This window comes from Streptomyces sp. NPDC028928 (assembly GCF_055564915.1).
The window spans coordinates 195,081-209,798 of record NZ_JBVHVI010000003.1 but is presented as its reverse complement, the minus strand read 5'-3'; the positions used below and the strand labels follow the sequence as shown (position 1 = coordinate 209,798).

The window sequence follows — 14,718 nt, the reverse complement described above, 5'->3', positions numbered from 1 at the left end:
GGTTCGGCAGATGTATGAGAACCGGACGCGTGAGGTGGCTGCGGGCTAGCGGCCCGTCACCACGCCCATGTGCGGTGCCGGACCAGCGCGCGACGGATGCGTGCAGCCGGCCCAATCCCAAGCAGTCACCCGACCCGCGGGCTGCCGGTACGTCCGGCCGGCTCCTCCTCGGAGGAACCCAGCCCGCGGGTCGTCTGCGTTTCCGGGCCCGTCAGGGGCTGAGGCGTTCGACCTTCCAGCTGCCGTCCGGCTGGGCGACGTAGCGCAGGCGGTCATGGAGGCGGTTCTCGCGGCCCTGCCAGAACTCGATCGTCTCGGGGGCGATGCGGAAGCCGCCCCAGTGCGGCGGGACCGGGACCTGTTCGTCCTCGGGGTAGCGGGCCGCGAGTTCGGCGTAGGCCGTGTCCAGTTCGGTGCGCGAGGCGATCACCCTGGACTGGGCGCTGGCCCAGGCGCCCAGCTGGGAGCCGTGCGGGCGGGTGCGGAAGTAGGCGGCGGTCTCGTCGCGGCCGGTGCGCCGGGCGGTGCCGGTGACGATGACCTGGCGGGCCAGCGGGTGCCAGGGGAAGAGCAGCGAGACGTGCGGGTTCTCGGCCAGGTCGCGGCCCTTGCGGGAGTCGTAGTTGGTGAAGAAGACGAAGCCGTCGGTGTCGTACTGCTTCATCAGCACCGTGCGTGAGCTGGGCCGGCCCTTCGCGTCCGCCGTGGAGACGACCATCGCGTTGGGTTCGTAGAGCGTGCCGTGCAGGGCCGCGCGGGCGGCATCCTCGAACCAGCGGGTGAACTGGTCCATCGGATGGGTGGCGAGGTCCTCTTCGGCGAGGCCGTCGGCCCGGTACTGCTTGCGCATGGCGGCGGGATCGAGGACGGGATCCAGGAGCGGGTCGCGGTCGGTCACGCGGTCATCTTGCCGTATCGAACGGGTATGGCACTCAGTGTCGTATGGTCTCCCCAACCATGGCACCGGGGGTTATCGTGCTGGTCCCTTTGCGGTTGGGTTGACCACGGGTGACCACCGGCAGATCGGGGCATCACCGGGGTGACCGCCGCCCACACATCACGAGGAGCCGCCTGATGTCCGATTTCGTACCCGGGCTCGAAGGAGTCGTCGCGTTCGAGACGGAGATCGCCGAACCGGACAAGGAGGGCGGCGCCCTGCGCTACCGGGGCGTCGACATCGAGGACCTGGTCGGGCACGTCTCGTTCGGGAACGTGTGGGGGCTGCTGGTCGACGGCGCCTTCAACCCCGGCCTGCCGCCCGCCGAGCCGTTCCCGATCCCCGTCCACTCCGGTGACATCCGCGTGGACGTCCAGTCGGCGCTCGCCATGCTCGCCCCCGTCTGGGGACTGCGTCCCCTGCTCGACATCGACGAGCGGCAGGCCCGGGAGGACCTGGCGCGGGCCGCCGTCATGGCCCTGTCGTACGTCGCCCAGTCCGCGCGCGGGCAGGGACTGCCGATGGTGCCGCAGCGGGAGATCGACAAGGCCGCCTCGGTGGTCGAGCGGTTCATGATCCGGTGGCGTGGCGAGCCGGACCCCAAGCACGTCGCGGCCGTCGACGCGTACTGGACCTCCGCCGCCGAGCACGGCATGAACGCCTCCACCTTCACGGCGCGGGTCATCGCCTCCACCGGTGCGGATGTCGCCGCGGCGCTGTCCGGCGCGGTGGGCGCGATGTCCGGTCCGCTGCACGGCGGTGCGCCGTCGCGGGTGCTCGGGATGATCGAGGAGATCGAGCGCACGGGGGACGCGGAGGCCTACGTCCGGCAGGCGCTGGACCGCGGTGAGCGGCTGATGGGCTTCGGGCACCGGGTGTACCGGGCCGAGGACCCGCGGGCGCGGGTGCTGCGCCGTACGGCACGGGAGCTGGGCGCGCCGCGGTTCGAGGTCGCCGAGGCGTTGGAGAAGGCCGCGCTGGAGGAGCTGCACAACCGCCGGCCGGACCGGGTGCTGGCCACCAACGTGGAGTTCTGGGCGGCGATCGTGCTCGACTTCGCCGAGGTGCCGGCCCACATGTTCACGTCGATGTTCACGTGTGCCCGGACCGCTGGGTGGTCGGCGCACATTCTGGAGCAGAAGCGGACGGGGCGGCTGGTGCGGCCTTCCGCCCGGTATGTGGGGCCGGGGCCGCGGCGGCCCCAGGACATCGAGGGGTACGGGGAGGCCGCCCACTAGAGGGGGCGGTGCGGGGCCGCAGGCCGGTACGGCCCCGCACCCCTGCCGGTCACGCGGGCGTCAGAAGGTTCCCGTGGTGCCGCTCCGCCACCAGCGGGTGGGCCCTCAGCTTGCCCTTCAGTTCGTTGTAGCCGTACTCCGCGTACAGCGGGTTCGTCGGGTCCGTCGTGATGCCGGGGGCCTTCGACGCGTGCGGGAAGGGCAGGGGGGCCACCTTCGCGTCCAGGCGGGGGTTGTAGAAGAACGGGACCGAGAAGCGCTCGGTGGCGCCGGGCGGGCTGACCACGCGGTGGTTCGTGGCCAGCAGGTAGCCGTTGGTGGCCACCTCCAGGAGTTCGCCGAGGTTGACGACGAACGCGCCCTCGATGGGCGGGACGTCGTGGAAGCGGCCGTCCTCGCGCTGGACCTGGAGGCCGCCGACCGTGTCCTGCAGGAGCAGGGTGAGGAAGCCGTAGTCCTTGTGGGCGCCGACGCCCTGGTCGGTGCCGTCGTCCGCGCTGCCGGGGTAGCGGACCAGCTTGAGGTGCGGGTGGGCGTGGGGGCCGAAGATCGGGTCGTAGAAGTCGGCCGGGGCGCCGATCGCGGTCAGCAGTTCGCGCAGGAGGCGGTGGGCGACCGCGCTGAGCTTGTCGATCCAGGCGAGGGCGGCGGTGCGGAGTTCGGGGAGGGCGGCCGGCCACTGGTTGGGGCCCTGGAGCCACCAGTACGGGGGTTCGCCGGGACCGGGGATCCGGGCAGGGCGTTCGGCGCCTATGTCGAGCTGGTCGCGCCAGTCGCGGGCGCCGGCGGTGCGCTCGTCGCCGGTGCGTGTGTAGCCGCGGAAGTGCGGGGAGCCGACGTTGTCCAGGGCGAGCCGGTCGGCCTCGGGGAGGGCGAAGAAGGCGCGCATCGCGGTGAGCAGCGCGTCGGTCTCGGCCCGGGTCACTCCGTGCCCGACGAGCTGGAAGAAGCCGACGTCGTGGGCGGCGCTGTGCAGCTGGGCGTGGAGCAGGGAGCGGGCCTGGGGGCCGCGGTCGGCGGCCGACAGGTCGATGATCGGGAGCTGGTCGTACGACGGGGTCGCCGTCGCGGTGTGCGTCGTCATGGGTGCGTCCACAGGGGTGTGTGGGCCACGGGCAGGCCGCCGGGGGTAGGGGGCGGCGCCCAGGATGCCGTAAGACGGGGAAGAAGAAAGGGGCTGGATCAGGCCGAAAGCCGACAGCCCATGCTCGTGACGCGCACGTAGTCCACGTGGCGGCGGCGAACGAGCATCGGAAGCATGCGCCAAGGGTAACGCGCCCCGGCGGTGACTCCCCGGCCGAGCGGGCGCCCCGGCTGCGGCTCCCTCAGCCCAGTGCGTCCTCCAGCAGGGTGGCCCACTGGGCGACGACCCGTTCACGGCGGGTGGTGTCGTCGGTGAGGAGGTTGGCGAGGCCCAGACCGCGGGCCATGTCGAGGAGGCCCTGGACGGTTTCGCGGACGCCGGGGCGGGACTCGTCGGCATCGAGGAGGTCGACGGCGATGCGGTGGGTCTCGCGGCCGACGCGGGCCTCCAGCTCGGTCACGCGCGGTCGCAGCTGTTCCTCGTCGGAGGCGGCGACCCACAGGTGGAGGGCGGCGCGGAAGAGGGGGCCGGTGTAGAGGTCGACCAGGGCGGACACCACGGCCCGGCGGTCGGCGGGGCCGTCGGGGAAGAGGGCGCGCAGCGCCAGGGAGCGTTCCTCGGAGACGTACTCGACCGCGGCGGTGAAGAGGTCTTCGCGGGTCGGGAAGTGGTGCTGGGCGGCGCCCCGGGAGACGCCGGCGCGTTCGGCGACGACGGCGACCGTGGAGCCCGCCCAGCCGTGTTCGGCGAGGCAGGCCACGGCGGCTTCCAGGAGCCGCTGCCGGGTGGCCCGGCTGCGGTCCTGCTTGGGAACGCGCTCGCGCTCGGTCGTACTCACACCACCCATGCCGCATCACGTCTTTCCAGGAAGGCCGTCATCCCCTCCCGGGCCTGGGGGGAGGCGAACAGCCGGGCCGAGAGCGCGGTCAGCCCGGCCGCGTCCCGGTCGAATGTCTCCAGCACCCTAGCCGTGAGCAGCCGTTTCGTCTCGGTCAGGGCCTGGGGGGAGGAACGGCGCAGGCCGTCCAGGATGGGTGCGAGGGCTTCGTCCACGTCGTCCGCCGTGGCCGTCAGCAGGCCGAGGCGTACGGCCTCGGCCGGGGCGAAGCGTTCGCCGGTGAGGTAGTAGCGGGCCAGGGCGCGGGGGTCGGTGCGCGGGATGACCGGGAGGGAGATCACGGCGGGGGCGACTCCGATGCGGACCTCGGTGAAGGCGAAGGTGGCTCCGGTGCCGGCTACGGCGATGTCGCAGGCGGCGAGCAGGCCGAGGCCGCCGGCGCGGACGTGGCCGGTGACGCGGGCGACGACCGGCTTGGGCAGCTCCGTGATCTGCCGGAGCAGGGCCACCAGGGCGTCGGGGGCGGGCGGGTCGCGCAGGTCGGCGCCGGCGCAGAAGGTCGTACCGGTGTGGGTGAGGACCACCGCCCGTACGTCCGGGTCCTTGCCGGAGGCGGTGAGGGCCTCGGCGAGTTCCGTGACGAGGGCCGCCGACAGGGCGTTGCGGGTTTCGGTGGCGTCCAGGCCGAGGGTTTCCACGGCACGCGCGCGCGTGCGGGTGACGAGGCCGGTCATGTGTGCTCCCTGAGCTGTCGGCGCAGGATCTTGCCGGAGGCGGCGCGGGGGACGGTGTCGATGAAGGTGATCCGGCGGACGCGTTTGTAGGGGGCGACGCGTTCGGCGACGTACAGCAGGACGTCGTTCTCGGTGAGGCCGTCGGCGGTGGGGGCGCGGACGACGAAGGCGTGCGGGATCTCGTTGCCGTCGTCGTTGTACGCGCCGATGACGGCGGCGTCGGCGATGCCGGGGTGGGTGAGCAGGAGGGCCTCCAGTTCCGCCGGGGCCACCTGGAAGCCCTTGTACTTGATCAGTTCCTTCACCCGGTCGACGATGAACAGCCAGCCGCCGGGGTCGACGTGTCCGACGTCCCCGGTGTGCAGCCAGCCGTCGGTGTCGATCATGGCGGCGGTGGCGTCGGGGCGGCCGAGGTAGCCCTTCATCACCTGGGGGCCGCGGATGAGGATCTCGCCGGACTCGCCGGTGCCGAGGTCCTTGCCGGGGTCGTCCAGGGAGACGATCCGCATCTCGGTGCCGGCGATGAGCCGGCCGACCGTGCCGGCGGGGGCCTCGCGCAGCCGGTCGAGGGGGACGACGTGGGTGCCCGGGGACAGTTCCGTCATGCCGTAGGCCTGGCCGATCGGGGGCAGGCCGAGACGTTCGGCGCAGGCGAGGGCGAGCCGGGCGTCCAGCGGGGCGGCGGCGCTGATCACGTACTTCAGGGAGGAGAGGTCGTAGCGGCTGACGGCCGGGTGTTTGGCGAGGGCGAGGACGATCGGCGGGGCGACGTACAGGCCGGTGATGCGGTGGGTCTCGATCGCGGCGAGGAAGGTCTCCAGCTCGAAGCGCGGCAGGACGACGACCGTGGCGCCGCTGCGCAGGGGCGCGTTCATCAGGGCGGTGAGGCCGTAGATGTGGAAGAACGGCAGGACGGCGAGGATGCGGTCGCCGGGGCCGGCGGGGACGGCGGGCTCCAGCTGGGCGAGGTTGGTGGCGATCTGCCGGTGGGTGAGCATGACGCCCTTGGGGGTGCCGGTGGTGCCGGAGGAGTACGGCAGTGCGGCGATGTCCTCGGCCGGGTCGATGGCGATGTCGGGTTCGGGGGCGGTGGTGGCGAGCAGGTCGATCAGCGAGCGGTGCCCGGGTGCGCCGTCGCAGACCAGGATCTCGCGTACGCCGCCCGCGATCTCGGCGGCCCGGCGGGCGGTCTCCAGCAGCGGGGAGACGGTGACGATCCAGCGGGCCCCGCTGTCCTGGAGCTGCTTCGCGAACTCCTCGGCGGTGGCGAGCGGGTGCACGGTGGTGACGGCGGCACCCGCGCGCGTGGCCGCGTAGAAGGCGGTCGGGAAGGCGATCGTGTTGGGGCTGTGCAGGGCGAGGACGTCGCCCTTGCGGACGCCGGCGTCGGCGAGGGCGGCGGCCAGGCGCCGGTGGAACCGGTCCACCTGCTCGTACGTGAGGGTGGTGCCGTCCGTGCCGTCGATGAGGGCGGGCTGGTCGCCGAAGGCGGCGGCCCGGCCCAGGACGGCTTCGTGGATGGGGAGTTCTACGGGCGGAACGTCTGCGTACTCGCTGCGGAACACGGTTCCTCCTCGCACGGGGCCGCTCAGTACGACTTGGGCAGGCCCAGGGTCTGGTGGGAGACGTAGTTGAGAATCATCTCCCGGCTCACCGGGGCGATACGAGCCACGCGCGCGGCCGTTATCAACGAGGCGAGCCCGAACTCCCGGGTGAGTCCGTTGCCGCCGAGGGTGTGCACGGCCTGGTCGACGGCCTTCACGCAGGCCTCCCCTGCCGCGTACTTGGCCATGTTGGCGGCCTCGCCCGCGCCGATGTCGTCGCCCGAGTCGTAGAGCAGGGCCGCCTTCTGCATCATCAGCCGGGCCAGCTCCAGGTCGATGTGGGCCTGCGCCAGGGGGTGGGCGATGGCCTGGTGGGCGCCGATGGGGGCCTTCCAGACCGTGCGGTCGCGGGCGTACTCGATCGCCTTGGCGAGCGCGTGGCGGCCCATGCCGATCGCGAACGCGGCCGTCATGATCCGCTCGGGGTTGAGTCCGGCGAAGAGCTGGAGGAGCCCCGCGTCCTCGTCGCCGACGAGCGCGTCGGCGGGCAGTCGGACGTCGTCCAGGACCAGCTCGAACTGCTTCTCCGCCGCGTTGAGCTCCATGTCGATGGGGTGTTTGTGGAAGCCCTCGGCGTCCGTCGGGACGATGAACAGGCAGGGTTTCAGGGTGCCGGTGCGCGCGTCCTCGGTGCGGCCGACGATCAGGACGGCGTCGGCGATGTCGACACCGGAGATGAACACCTTGCGGCCGGTCAGCAGCCAGTCGGCGCCGTCCCGCCGGGCGGTGGTGGTGATGCGGTGGCTGTTGGAGCCGGCGTCGGGTTCGGTGATGCCGAAGGCCATGAGGCGGGTGCCGTCGGCGATTCCGGGCAGCCACTGCCGTTTCTGCTCCTCGGTGCCGAAGCGGGAGATCACCGTGCCGCAGATGGCCGGGGAGACGACCAGCATGAGCAGGGGTGAGCCCGCGGCTCCCAGCTCTTCGAGCACGATGGAGAGGTCGGCTATGCCTCCCCCGCCGCCTCCGTACTCCTCCGGGAGGTTGACGCCGAGGTAGCCGAGTTTGCCCGCCTCGGACCAGAGTTCGGCGGGGGGCTTGCCTTCGGCGACGGTGCGGGTGACGTAGTCGCGGCCGTAGCGCCTGCCGAGGGCGGCTACCGCGGATCGTAGGGCCTTGTGCTCTTCGGATTCGATGACGGCGGTCATGGGGCTCCTAGGAAGAGGTTTCCTGCACTACTGCCAGCACCGTGCCCGGCTCCACCTGCTGGCCGGGCTTGGCGTGCAAGGCGGTGAGGGTTCCGGTGGCCGGCGCCGCGATCCGGTGCTGCATCTTCATCGCCTCCACCCATATGAGGCCCTGACCGGCCCGGACCGTTGCCCCTTCCGCCAGCCCCTCGGCGAGGCGTACGACCGTGCCCGGCATCGGGGCCACCAGGGACCCCGGCGCGAGCTGGGCCGTCGGGTCGGGGAAGCGGGGCAGGGCGGTGAGGCGGGTGGCGCCGACGTGGACCTGGTCGCCGTAGCGGGCCACCTCGAACCTGCGTCGGACGCCGTCCGCTTCGAGCACGACGAGACGGGCGTCGGCGTGGACGACCCGCACCCCGTCCGCCGCGAGCCCGTCCCTGGTGTACCGGTACCGGACCTCGTGCTCCGCTCCGCCCATCGCGTACCGCTTCACCTGCGGCTGTGAGGGAACGTTGCGCCAGCCCCCGAAGCGGGAGCGGCCGTGGGCGTCGGCGAGGGCGGCGGCCAGCGGGGCGAGGGGGTCGCCCGTCCCGGAGGAGGTCAGTTCGCCGAGGTGGCGGTCGTAGAAGCCGGTGTCCATGCGGGCGGCCGTGAACTCCGGGTGCCGCAGGGAGCGCACCAGCAGGTCCCGGTTGGTGACCGGGCCGTGGACGGCGGCGGACTCCAGCGCGCCGGCGAGCCTTCGGACGGCCTCCGCGCGCGTGGGGGCGTGGGCGACGACCTTGGCGAGCATCGGGTCGTAGTGGACGCCGATGGGGTCGCCGTCGGTGTAGCCGGTGTCCAGGCGGACGCCGGCCGGTACGGCGAGGCGGTGCAGGGTGCCGGTCTGCGGGGCCCAGTCACGGGCGGGGTCCTCGGCGTAGAGGCGGGCCTCGATCGCGTGGCCACGCGCGCGTGGGGGCTCCTTGTCGAGGGCGTGGCCCTCGGCGATCCGGATCTGTTCGGCGACCAGGTCGAGACCGAAGACCGCCTCGGTGACGGGGTGTTCGACCTGGAGGCGGGTGTTCATCTCCAGGAAGTGGGCGCGGCCGTCGGCGACCAGGAACTCGACCGTGCCTGCGCCGGTGTAGGAGACGGCGCGGGCGGCGCGTACGGCCAGCGTGCGCAGCTCTTCGGTGAGCCCCTTGGTGAGTCCGGGCGCCGGTGCCTCCTCGATCACCTTCTGGTGGCGGCGCTGGAGGGAGCAGTCGCGGGTGCCGAGGGGCCAGACGGTGCCGTGGGTGTCGGCGAGGATCTGCACCTCGACATGGCGGCCGTGTTCGAGGTACGGCTCCACGAACACCTCGCCGTCGCCGAAGGCGCTCGCGGCCTCGGCGCGGGCGCTCTCCAGCGCGGCCGGCAGCTCGTCCAGGCGGCGCACGATCCGCATTCCGCGCCCTCCGCCGCCCGCGGCCGCCTTCACCAGGACGGGCAGGTCGGCGTCGCCGACCTCGGCCGGGTCGAGCGGGGCGAGGCCCATGAGCCGCTTGGCGCGGGTCTTGGACGCCATGGCCTCGATGGCCTGCGGGGGCGGGCCGATCCAGACCAGGCCGGCGTCGAGGACGGCGCGGGCGAAGTCGGGGTTCTCGGACAGGAAGCCGTACCCGGGGTGCACGGCGTCGGCGCCGGAGGCCAGGGCCGCCTTCACGATCAGGTCGCCGCGCAGGTAGGTGTCGGCGGGCGCCGCGCCCGGCAGTCGTACCGCTGTGTCGGCCACGCGCGCGTGGAGCGCGTTCTCGTCGGCGTCCGAGTGCACGGCGACCGTGCGGATGCCGAGGTCCGAGCAGGTGCGGAAGATACGGCAGGCGATCTCGCCCCGGTTGGCGACGAGCACTCTGGAAATCACGTGATCCCTCACATCCGGAAGACGCCGAAGCCGCCGCGCGCGCCCTCGTAGGGCGCGGTGTGCAGGGCGGAGAGGCACAGGCCGAGGACGGTGCGGGTGTCGCGCGGGTCGATGACGCCGTCGTCGTACAGCCGCCCGGACAGGAACATGGGCAGCGACTCGGACTCGATCTGCTGCTCCACCATGGCGCGCAGGGCGGCGTCCGCGTCCTCGTCGTACGGCCGGCCCTTCGCCGCCGCCGACTGCCGGGCGACGATGGAGAGCACGCCGGCGAGCTGCTGCGGGCCCATGACGGCGGACTTGGCGCTGGGCCAGGCGAACAGGAACCGGGGGTCGTAGGCCCGGCCGCACATGCCGTAGTGCCCGGCGCCGTACGACGCCCCCATGAGGACCGACAGGTGCGGGACCTTCGAATTGGAGACGGCGTTGATCATCATCGCGCCGTGCTTGATGATCCCGCCCTGCTCGTACTCCCTGCCGACCATGTAGCCGGTGGTGTTGTGCAGGAAGAGCAGCGGGATGTCGCGCTGGTTGGCGAGCTGGATGAACTGGGCGGCCTTCTGCGACTCGGCGCTGAACAGGACCCCCTGGGCGTTGGCCAGGATGCCAACGGGGTAGCCGTGCAGGGCCGCCCAGCCGGTGACCAGGCTGGTGCCGTACAGCGGCTTGAACTCGTCGAAGTCGGAGCCGTCCACGATGCGGGCGATGACCTCGCGCGGGTCGAACGGGATCTTCAGGTCGCCCGGGACGATGCCCAGCAGCTCCTCCGGGTCGTACTTCGGCGGCTCGGCCGGGCCGGGGTCCGGGTACGCCTTGCGGTGGCCCAGGCGGGCCACGACCCGGCGGGCCTGGCGCAGGGCGTCCGGCTCGTCCAGGGCGAAGTAGTCGGCGAGGCCGGACACGCGCGCGTGCATCTCGGCGCCGCCCAGCGACTCGTCGTCGCTCTCCTCGCCGGTGGCCATCTTCACCAGCGGCGGCCCGCCGAGGAACACCTTCGCCCGCTCCTTGACCATGATCACGTGGTCGGACATGCCGGGGATGTAGGCGCCGCCGGCGGTGGAGTTGCCGAAGACGACGGCGATGGTCGGGATGCCGGCGGCGGAGAGCCTCGTCAGGTCGCGGAAGATCGCCCCGCCCGGGATGAAGATCTCCTTCTGGGACGGCAGGTCGGCGCCTCCCGACTCGACCAGGCTGATGCAGGGCAGCCGGTTGGCGAGGGCGATGTCGTTCGCGCGCAGGGCCTTCTTCAGGCTCCAGGGGTTGCTGGCGCCGCCGCGTACGGTCGGGTCGTTCGCGGTGATCAGGCACTCCACGCCCTCGACCACGCCGATGCCGGTGACGAGGGAGGCGCCGACGGGGTAGTCGCTGCCCCAGGCGGCCAGCGGGGACAGCTCCAGGAACGGGGTGTCGGGGTCCAGCAGCAGTTCGATGCGCTCGCGGGCGAGCAGCTTGCCGCGTTCGCGGTGCCGCCGGACGTATTTCTCGCCGCCGCCCGCGAGCGCCTTGGCGTGTTCGGCCTCCAGCTCGGCGAGCTTGGCGAGCATGGCCTCGCGGTGGGCCCGGTGGTCGGGGGCGGTGGGGTCGACCGCGGTCTGCAGAACCGTCACAGCAGGGTCTCCGGGATGTCCAGGTGGCGGGAGCGCAGCCATTCGCCGAGGGCCTTGGCCTGCGGGTCGAAGCGGGCCTGCGCGGCGACGCCGGCGCCGAGGATGCCCTCCACGACGAAGTTGAGGGCGCGCAGGTTCGGGAGGAGGTGCCGGGTCACCGGCAGGTCGCGGGTCTCGGGCAGCAACTGCCGGAACCTCTCGACGGTGAGGGTGTGCGCGAGCCACCGCCAGGCGTCGTCCGTCCGCGCCCACACCCCCACGTTGGCGTTCCCGCCCTTGTCCCCGCTGCGCGCCCCGGCGACCAGGCCGAGGGGCGCCCGCCGGGCCGGGCCGGGCGGAAGAGGCTCGGGGAGAGGGTCGGGAAGCGGCTCGGGGAGGACCTCCTGGAGGGCCTCCTGCGGAGGCGGTACGGCGTCCAGGGGCCGTGTCTCCTGGGGCGGCGGCACGGGGATACGGCGTCCGTCATGGAGGACGGCCACATGGTTCACGGCCCCATGGGGCACGTACACATCCTCAAACACCCCATAGGGAGCGCCCTTTCCGGGTGGGGAGAGCACATGGAAGCCCGGGTAGCTGGAGAGGGCCAGTTCCACGGCCGCCCCGCTCAGCGCGCGCCCCACGACCTGCTGGTCCGGGTCGCGCACGACGAGCCGCAGCAGCGCGCTGGCCGTCTCCTCGGTGTCGGCGTCGGCCCGGTCGGTCCGCACCAGGTCCCACCGCACCTCCTGCGGCGGCGACTCGGCGAGCACACCGGCGAGCTGCTCGCGCACCAGGGCCGCCTTGGCCTCGATGTCGAGTCCGGTGAGCACGAAGACGACCTCGTTGCGGAAGCCGCCGAGCCGGTTGATCCCGGTCTTGAGCGTGGGCGGCGGCGCCTCCCCGCGCACCCCCTCGATCCGCACCCGGTCCGGCCCGTCCTGGCTCAGCCGTACGGTGTCCAGCCGGGCGGTGACATCGGGTCCGGCGTACCGGGCGCCGCCGGTCTCGTACAGCAGCTGGGCGGTGACCGTGCCCACGTCCACGAAGCCGCCGGTGCCGGGGTGCTTGGTGATCACGCTGGTGCCGTCGGCGTGGATCTCGGCGAGCGGGAAGCCGGGACGGCGTACGTCCCCCTCGCCGAAGAACGCGTAGTTCCCGCCGGTCGCCTGGGTCCCGCACTCCAGCACATGCCCGGCGACGACGGCACCGGCGAGCCGGTCGTGGTCCGCCGGACTCCACCCGAAGTGGGCGGCGGCGGGCCCGGTGACGAGCGCCGCGTCGGTCACCCGGCCGGTGACCACCACGTCGGCGCCGGCCCGCAGGCACGCGGCGATGCCGAAGCCGCCGAGGTAGGCGTGGGCGGCGAGGGCGCCGGGGTGGGCGGCGGTGAGATCGTCCCCCTCGACCCGAGCGACCCGCACCGGTATCCCGAGCCGGTCCGCCAACCCGCGTATGCGGTCGGCCAGTCCGGCGGGGTTGAGGCCGCCCGCGTTGGTGACGATCCGCACCCCGCGCTCGTGGGCGAGGCCGAGGCAGTCCTCCAGCTGGCGCAGGAAGGTGCGGGCGTATCCGGCGGACGGGTCCTTCAGCCGGTCGCGGGCGAGGATGAGCATGGTGAGTTCGGCGAGGTAGTCGCCGGTGAGGACGTCCACCTCGCCACCGGTGAGCATTTCGCGCAGGGCGTCTGCGCGGTCGCCGTAGAAGCCGGAGAAGTTGCCGATGCGCAGGGGTGTCACCGGCCGGCCTCCGTCCCGGTCTCCTTCGGTGGGCGCCCGGTGCCGGGCGGGCCCGCGAAGGCCTGGGCGATGTCGAGCCAGCGGTCGGCGTCCGGGCCCACGGCCGTCAGGGCGAGGTCGCGGCGGTGGGCGCGCTGGGTGACCAGGAGGCAGAAGTCGAGGGCGGGGCCGGTGACGCGCTGGGCGGCGTGCGCGTCGCCGTAGGCCCACACCTGGCCCGAGGGCGCGGTCAGTTCGACGCGGAACTCGTCGGCCGGCGGGGTGAGTCCGTGCACACCGAAGGCGAAGTCGCGGGTCCGCACCCCCAGCCGGGCCACATGCCGGAGCCGGTCGGTGGGTGCGCGCACCACACCCAGGGTGTCGGCGACGTCCAGCGCGTGGGCCCAGGTCTCCATAAGTCGCGCCGTGGCCATAGAGGCGGCGGACATGGGCGGGCCGTACCAGGGGAACCGGGCGCCGGCCGGGGCGGCGCGCAGGGCCTGGTCGAGGGCGGTACGCCCGGTGCGCCAGGCCGCCAGCAGCTCGGCGGGCGGGAGTACGGCGCCCTCCTCCGCGCCCTCGTCCACGAACGAGTCGGGGGCCGCGAGCGCCTTCTCCACCAGCGCCCGGAAGGCGTCGGGGTCGGTGACGGCGAGCAGTGCCGAGCGGTCGGTCCAGGCGAGGTGCGCGATCTGGTGAGCGACGGTCCAGCCGGGCGCGGGGGTGGGCAGGGCCCACTGCTCAGGGCTCAACTCGGCCACCATCAGCTCGAGTTCACCGCTCTCGGCACGCAGGTCGTCGATGACGGGCGTCGGGTCGGCCATGGGGGGAGCATGGCAGTGGGGCCAGAAACAATCAAGCATGCTTGCATGAATTTGTGGGACGGAGCAGCGAGCAGGGGGCGGTCACGCCGCTTGCACGGGCAGGTACGCGGTAGCGGTCGAGGACGCGGCGGGCGTTGGTGGTGCCGAAGCTCCCTCAGCGCAGCAGGCGGTCCGGGAAGAGCCGGGTGGCGGTGGTGACGTAGGCGTCGATGAACGCCTCGTCGTGGTTTTCGCGGTCTCGCGCGGATGACGGTTGCCGAGGCCGAGGATGCCCTAACCCTCCGCGGCCAGAATCAGATCGGCAGCACCGGCACTGAGGCTGCTGGCGCGCAGGGAGAGCTCGATGTCGCCGAGGGCGTCCACAGAGAGGTGGACGGCGCGCGGCGGCGGTACTCCGTGCTGTAGTGACGGACGGCGTTGCCCGCGTTGGTATGTAGACGATGGGCGGCGTCTCTTCGATGTGGTGGCGCGAGCCATGGAACAGCACCTCGTTGCGGCAGTGCAGGATGATCAGATTGACGCTGCCGGACGGCTGAAAGGAGCCCGCGTGGCCGACGTGCATCGAACGTTTGGCGTGCGGAGCCCTGGCTGGTACTGAACATTCGGGAAGCCCGAGGCTTTGGGAGTACGTAAACTGCCCTCCAAGATCGCTTAGTCGATCACACGGGGGTGATGACGTAATGGCTTGGGACGAATGGGAACGGTTGAAGGCCCGGGCTGTTCAAGGCGATGCGGCGCATCTTGTGCTGAACAGCGCAGCCGAGACCGCGGGCACCGCGGACCTCGTCATCCATCAGGACGACCTCGGTGTCGTCGGCCACGAAGCTTTTCAGCTCCATGCTCGGCTCCGTGATCAAGTCGACATCGCCGGAGCCGGAGCAGACGCCCACGGCGCCGGTACGACAATGCAGGCCGCTGCCACGCTGAAGAGTCACCATTTCGCCATGGGATCGGAGCTGGAAACGACGGTCTCCGTCTGGACCTCCCAGGTCAAGACGGTCCTGCAGGCACTCGCTCACATATCGAATCACCTGGACTACTCGAAGAAGTTACATGCGCGCGACGACGAGACAATCGGCGCCGTGCTCCACAGCCGGGATGGATCGGCTGTCCCCGTGTCTGTCCTGAACAGCTACTTCGAGTGACGGA

Annotated in this window: 12 protein-coding genes; 2 read left to right on the top strand and 10 right to left on the bottom strand. The window is 72.3% G+C overall.

Going from position 1 to position 14,718, the window contains the following annotated elements:
* Positions 1-211 precede the first annotated feature (211 nt).
* On the bottom strand, positions 212-898 hold the full coding sequence (gene pdxH / locus ACZ4U1_RS10030; RefSeq protein WP_467901785.1) for a pyridoxamine 5'-phosphate oxidase: 687 nt from the start codon (positions 896-898) through the stop codon (positions 212-214).
* A gap of 176 nt (positions 899-1,074) precedes the next feature.
* On the opposite strand from pdxH, the gene ACZ4U1_RS10025 reads away from it, so the two are divergent.
* On the top strand, positions 1,075-2,175 hold the full coding sequence (locus ACZ4U1_RS10025) for a citrate synthase 2 (RefSeq protein WP_467901783.1): 1,101 nt from the start codon (positions 1,075-1,077) through the stop codon (positions 2,173-2,175).
* A gap of 49 nt (positions 2,176-2,224) precedes the next feature.
* Here the strand turns inward: ACZ4U1_RS10025 and ACZ4U1_RS10020 are convergent, their stop codons facing one another.
* From ACZ4U1_RS10020 to ACZ4U1_RS09980, 9 genes are all read right to left on the bottom strand, one after another.
* Positions 2,225-3,259 (bottom strand): isopenicillin N synthase family dioxygenase, encoded by a 1,035-nt coding sequence (locus tag ACZ4U1_RS10020; protein ID WP_467901781.1) that lies wholly within the window; start codon positions 3,257-3,259, stop codon positions 2,225-2,227.
* Between the two features lie 241 nt (positions 3,260-3,500).
* Positions 3,501-4,106, bottom strand: coding sequence for a TetR/AcrR family transcriptional regulator (locus tag ACZ4U1_RS10015; RefSeq protein WP_467901779.1), 606 nt, complete (start codon positions 4,104-4,106; stop codon positions 3,501-3,503).
* Complete coding sequence (locus tag ACZ4U1_RS10010; RefSeq protein ID WP_467901777.1) at positions 4,094-4,831, bottom strand: enoyl-CoA hydratase family protein; 738 nt, start codon at positions 4,829-4,831, stop codon at positions 4,094-4,096. The genes ACZ4U1_RS10015 and ACZ4U1_RS10010 overlap by 13 nt, the downstream gene beginning before the upstream one ends.
* A complete protein-coding gene (locus ACZ4U1_RS10005; protein ID WP_467901776.1) occupies positions 4,828-6,396 on the bottom strand; it encodes a 4-coumarate--CoA ligase family protein in 1,569 nt (522 codons plus the stop codon). Before ACZ4U1_RS10005 ends, ACZ4U1_RS10010 begins: the two co-directional genes overlap by 4 nt.
* A 23-nt stretch (positions 6,397-6,419) precedes the next feature.
* Positions 6,420-7,580, bottom strand: a complete 1,161-nt coding sequence (locus ACZ4U1_RS10000) for an acyl-CoA dehydrogenase family protein (protein WP_467901774.1) — start codon at positions 7,578-7,580, stop codon at positions 6,420-6,422.
* Positions 7,581-7,587: 7 nt separating this feature from the next.
* Entirely contained in the window at positions 7,588-9,444 is a 1,857-nt protein-coding gene (locus ACZ4U1_RS09995; protein ID WP_467901773.1) for an acetyl/propionyl/methylcrotonyl-CoA carboxylase subunit alpha, read from the bottom strand.
* 8 nt (positions 9,445-9,452) lie between these two features.
* The gene (locus ACZ4U1_RS09990) at positions 9,453-11,051 is read right to left on the bottom strand and encodes an acyl-CoA carboxylase subunit beta (protein ID WP_467901771.1); all 1,599 of its coding nucleotides are present in this window, start codon (positions 11,049-11,051) and stop codon (positions 9,453-9,455) included.
* Positions 11,048-12,766: an acyclic terpene utilization AtuA family protein gene (locus ACZ4U1_RS09985; protein WP_467901769.1), complete on the bottom strand. Its 1,719-nt coding sequence runs from the start codon at positions 12,764-12,766 to the stop codon at positions 11,048-11,050. The genes ACZ4U1_RS09990 and ACZ4U1_RS09985 overlap by 4 nt, the downstream gene beginning before the upstream one ends.
* Positions 12,763-13,569, bottom strand: a complete 807-nt coding sequence (locus ACZ4U1_RS09980) for a TIGR03084 family metal-binding protein (RefSeq protein ID WP_467901767.1) — start codon at positions 13,567-13,569, stop codon at positions 12,763-12,765. Before ACZ4U1_RS09980 ends, ACZ4U1_RS09985 begins: the two co-directional genes overlap by 4 nt.
* A gap of 680 nt (positions 13,570-14,249) precedes the next feature.
* Here ACZ4U1_RS09980 and ACZ4U1_RS09975 point away from each other — a divergent pair.
* Positions 14,250-14,714: a hypothetical protein gene (locus ACZ4U1_RS09975; protein ID WP_467901765.1), complete on the top strand. Its 465-nt coding sequence runs from the start codon at positions 14,250-14,252 to the stop codon at positions 14,712-14,714.
* Positions 14,715-14,718: the final 4 nt, after the last annotated feature.

Excerpts from the sequence above, each read along its gene's own strand:
- ACZ4U1_RS10025 (WP_467901783.1), top strand. The coding sequence starts at position 1,075 with ATGTCCGATTTCGTACCCGGGCTCGAAGGAGTCGTCGCGTTCGAGACG.
- ACZ4U1_RS10020 (WP_467901781.1), bottom strand. The coding sequence starts at position 3,259 with ATGACGACGCACACCGCGACGGCGACCCCGTCGTACGACCAGCTCCCG.
- ACZ4U1_RS10015 (WP_467901779.1), bottom strand. The coding sequence starts at position 4,106 with ATGGGTGGTGTGAGTACGACCGAGCGCGAGCGCGTTCCCAAGCAGGAC.
- ACZ4U1_RS10010 (WP_467901777.1), bottom strand. The coding sequence starts at position 4,831 with ATGACCGGCCTCGTCACCCGCACGCGCGCGCGTGCCGTGGAAACCCTC.
- ACZ4U1_RS10000 (WP_467901774.1), bottom strand. The coding sequence starts at position 7,580 with ATGACCGCCGTCATCGAATCCGAAGAGCACAAGGCCCTACGATCCGCG.
- ACZ4U1_RS09980 (WP_467901767.1), bottom strand. The coding sequence starts at position 13,569 with ATGGCCGACCCGACGCCCGTCATCGACGACCTGCGTGCCGAGAGCGGT.
- ACZ4U1_RS09975 (WP_467901765.1), top strand. The coding sequence starts at position 14,250 with ATGGCTTGGGACGAATGGGAACGGTTGAAGGCCCGGGCTGTTCAAGGC.